General features: G+C 61.0%; 5 protein-coding genes. All 5 read right to left on the bottom strand.

All coding sequences use genetic code 11. The annotated features are described in order from the left end of the window. On the bottom strand, positions 1–634 hold a 634-nt coding region (locus ACWI8T_RS08610; RefSeq protein ID WP_449138649.1), incomplete at its 3' end, for a Clp protease N-terminal domain-containing protein. A gap of 82 nt (positions 635–716) precedes the next feature. Continuing rightward, positions 717–1,094 (bottom strand): heat shock protein transcriptional repressor HspR, encoded by a 378-nt coding sequence (locus tag ACWI8T_RS08615; protein ID WP_114614710.1) that lies wholly within the window; start codon positions 1,092–1,094, stop codon positions 717–719. 9 nt (positions 1,095–1,103) lie between these two features. After that, positions 1,104–2,084, bottom strand: a complete 981-nt coding sequence (locus ACWI8T_RS08620) for a DnaJ C-terminal domain-containing protein (protein WP_449138650.1) — start codon at positions 2,082–2,084, stop codon at positions 1,104–1,106. 75 nt (positions 2,085–2,159) lie between these two features. Continuing rightward, on the bottom strand, positions 2,160–2,837 hold the full coding sequence (grpE, locus tag ACWI8T_RS08625) for a nucleotide exchange factor GrpE (protein ID WP_449138651.1): 678 nt from the start codon (positions 2,835–2,837) through the stop codon (positions 2,160–2,162). Between the two features lie 2 nt (positions 2,838–2,839). After that, a partial coding sequence (gene dnaK / locus ACWI8T_RS08630; RefSeq protein ID WP_449138652.1) for a molecular chaperone DnaK occupies positions 2,840–4,186 on the bottom strand: 1,347 nt, incomplete at its 5' end.

A 4,186-nucleotide genomic window follows, 5' to 3' on the forward strand; every position in this document is an offset into this window, starting at 1 on the left:
CAACGCCCGGCTCGCCAATGAGCACAGGGTTGTTCTTCGTGCGGCGCGAAAGCACCTGAATGGTGCGGCGGATCTCGTCAGAGCGGCCGATGACCGGATCGAGCTTGCCCTCGCGCGCCTGCTGAGTGAGGTTTTGGCCGTACTGGTTCAGTGCATCAAGCTCGGCTTTGCTCTGCTGGTCGGTCACGCGGGTGTCGCCGCGAAGGTCATCGTAGGCCTCTTCGATGTTTTTGCGCGTCACGCCTGCGCCGTTGAGGATTTTGCCCGCCTGGCCCTTGTCTTCGGTGAGGGCAATGAGCAAATGCTCACTCGTCGCATAGGAGTCGCCCATCTTTTCGGCGGCCTTCACCGCGTTGTTAATGGCGTTCATGAGGCCTTGCGACGGAAGGGGCATGCCCATCACGCCGCCTGTGACCTTGGGCCCATTGGCGATGGCCTTATCGACTTCGCCCGAAAGCATCGCCGGGTCGGCGCCTACGCGCTTGATGATGGCCGAGATGTTGTTCTCGCCCGCATCGAGCAAGGCTTTCAGCAGATGAATCGGCTCGACCGACGACGTGTCGGCGTCGCTCGCGATGCCCATGGCGGCCTGGAATGCCTCTTGAGCGGTTACTGCAAGTTTGTCGAGTCTCATAAAGCTATCTCCTTCCTAGATGGAGAGAATTGGTTTCGAATAAAACCTGCTAAATGCTACGAGCATTGAGCAGGTTGGTGCGCTAACGCACCTCGATGTTTTGCGTGCTCGCGGGAAGCATGAGGCGCGATACGCTTTCGCGCGTTTCGAGTTCATGCACGCGGTCGGCCAGGCGACGCACCTTTTTGTGCAAGTCGTCGATTTCCTCATCGCGCTCGTCGAGACGACCCTTCAAATCCAAAATTCGAATGACGCCCGCAAGGTTGATGCCCTCACTCGTGAGCTCGTTGATAAGCTCAAGGCGCTCGATATCGGCTTGCGAATACATGCGCGTGTTGCCGCTCGTGCGCTGAGGGCTCACGAGGCCCTTTTGCTCGTAAATGCGCAACGTTTGAGGGTGCACGCCCGCCAACTGGGCCGCGACGCCGATCATATAGAGAGGTGTGTGCCTGTCTGCCATTGCTATCTCCTACACGTCTAAATGCTCGCGAACGTTTTGGCCCGCATGCTCGCAAGCCGCCTGGAAGTCGATCATGGCCTGTTCTTGCTGCTCAGTCATGTGCTTGGGGATTTCCACATGGAACGTAATGCGCAGCGCGCCGCTGCCCGAGCCCTTCACGTTCGGGGCGCCCTTGCCGCTGATTTTCAGCTCAGTACCGTCTTGAGAACCGGCGGGAACGCTTACGCGGATCTTCGTGCCGTCGGGCGCGGGAATCACGATTTTCGCGCCGAGCGCAGCTTCGGAAACCGTAATGGGCACCGTCATGAGCACGTCGGCGCCATGGCGCGAATACAGCGGATGCTCGCTGATTTTCGTAGTCACAAGCAAATCGCCGGCCGGGCCCCCGTTTGCACCCGCGGCACCCTTGCCACGGAAGCGCACGCGGCCGCCATCGACCGCGCCGGCAGGTACCTTCACGTCAAGCGTTTCGACGCCGCCCTGAGGATTACGCACGCTCACCTTCTTGACGCAACCATTGAATGCTTCATCGAAGCTCACGTTGAGCGTCACGTTCATATCGCGGCCCTTTTGAGGCTGCGGCTGGTATTGCCCGCCGAAGCCAGAACCGCCGAAGCCGCCCCCGCCGAAAATATCATCGACGTTGAAGCCTCCGGCGCCTGCCACGCCTTCACCGCGGCGAATGCTATCCAGAATGTCGGCCCAGCTGCCGAAGCCGCCGAAGCCCGAAGCCCCAGCGCCGCCGGCGCCGCCGCCCCATCCATAGGGAATGCGCTGCTCATCGGCGGTTCCGTACTGGTCGTAAAGCTTGCGCTTCTTCTTATCGCTCAAGACCTCATAGGCCTCGTTGATTTCCTTGAACTTTTCCTCATCGCCGCCTGCATCGGGGTGGTTGGTGCGTGCAAGCTTGCGATAGGCCTTCTTGATCTCTTCGTCCGTGGCGCTGCGGGAAACCCCGAGCGTCTTATAGTAGTCCGGCGTGGCTGCCAACTGCGCCACCTCCTTTTATTCTGACGTGCGATTTCTACAAAGAAGGCGAGCACTGCGCCCGCCTTCCAATACATACTATTCTGCGTCGTCGCTTTCGACTTCGCGCTTCGGGCCGCCAGTGGAGATGGTGACCATTGCCGGACGAATGACTTTCTTACCCAGGCGATAGCCCTTCTGGTACACCTGCGCAACGGTCTCGTCGGGCACGCTCGCGTCTTCGATTTGGCCTACGGCCTGATGCTCAAGCGCGTCGAACGCCTCGCCCGCGGGGTCGATGGTCTCAAGGCCATGCTTGCCGAGCGATTCGGAAAGCTTGGTCGAAATCGCCTTCACGCCGTCGAGCAGGCCGGCATCACCATTGGCTTCGGCATGCGCGATAGCGCGCTCGAAGTCGTCCATCACAGGGAGCAAATCGCCCATGAGCTTTTCAGCGGCACGAACGCGCATCTCGCCAGCCTCTTCGGCCGTGCGCTTGCGATAGTTGTCCCATTCCGCCTGAAGGCGAAGGTACTTATCGCGCATGGCGGCCGCTTCAGCTTCGGCCTTAGCGACGCGCTCGGCGTCAGCCACAACCGCTTCGGCCTCTTCCTCGATGGAATCAGCTTCGGCCTCGGCAGCCTCGGCAGCTTCAGCCTGTTCGGCCTCGGGGGCCGGGGCGGCCGCTTCAGCCGCCCCTTCGGTTACTTCATCTGCGCCGTCGATAGGAATCTCACGAGGCTCCTGGGCGGCTTTGTCCTTACCGTCCTTGCTCATGATTATTTCCCTTCGTTCTTGTCGTCGACGACCTCGTAGTCGGCCTCGATGGGGCCGTCATCCTGCTGAGGAGCAGCACCCGCGGCGCCAGCGCCAGCAGCGGCGGCGTCCTGATTGCTGTAGGCAACTTCGGCCAGCTTGTAGCTTGCCTGCTGCAGCTTCTCGGTAGCAGCCTTGATGGCGTCGATGTCGGTGCCCTCAAGCGCAGTCTTGGCTTCGGCGATAGCGGCCTCAACCGTGGACTTGCTGTCGGCGGGAACCTTGTCACCCAGCTCGTTGAGCGTAGTCTCGGTGGCATTCACGAGAGAGTCGCAGTTGTTGCGAGCCTCGATCTCTTCCTTGCGCTTCGCGTCCTCGTCGGCGTGAGCCTCGGCGTCTTTCACCATGCGGTCGACTTCGTCGTCGGACAGAGCCGTGGAACCGGAGATGGTGATCTGCTGTTCCTTGCCAGTGCCCAGGTCTTTAGCGGAAACGTTCACGATGCCGTTGGCATCGATGTCGAACGTGACCTCAATCTGGGGCACGCCGCGGCGAGCCGCAGGAATGCCGGTGAGCTGGAAACGGCCAAGAGTCTTGTTGTCGTTGGCCATCTGGCGCTCGCCCTGCAGAACATGAATCTCAACGGACGTCTGGTTGTCGGCAGCCGTGGAGTAAATCTCGGTCTTGCGGGTCGGGATGGTGGTGTTGCGGTCAATCATCTTGGTCATCACGCCGCCCATGGTTTCAACGCCCAGGGAAAGCGGGGTGACGTCGAGGAGCAGAATACCCTCAACATCGCCGGCAAGCACGCCGCCCTGAACGGCCGCGCCAATAGCGACAACCTCGTCGGGGTTCACCGACATATTCGGCTTCTTGCCCGTCATGGTCTCAGCGAGCTGTTGAACAGCCGGCATACGGGTGGAGCCGCCAACGAGAATGACCTCGTCGATGTCGCCCGTGCCAAGATCGGCATCTTTCAGCGCGCGCTCAACAGGCTGCTTGCAGCGGTCGAGCAAATCTTTCGTGATGCGCTCGAACTCCGCGCGGGTCAGCGTGTAGTCGAGGTGCTTCGGGCCGGTGGCGTCGGCCGTGATGAACGGCAGGTTGATGGAAGCCTGCGTAGTGGAGGAAAGCTCCATCTTCGCCTTCTCGGCGGCTTCCTTCAGGCGCTGCAGAGCCATCTTGTCTTTGCGCAGGTCGATGCCGCCGTTGTCAGCAGCGAACTTGTCGGCCATCCAGTCGATGACGCGGTGGTCCCAGTCGTCGCCGCCCAGGTGGTTGTCGCCAGCGGTGGACAGAACTTCGAACACGCCGTCGCCGAGCTCAAGCACGGAAACGTCGAACGTGCCGCCGCCAAGGTCGAACACGAG

The sequence above is a fragment of the Slackia sp. genome, from assembly GCF_977041755.1.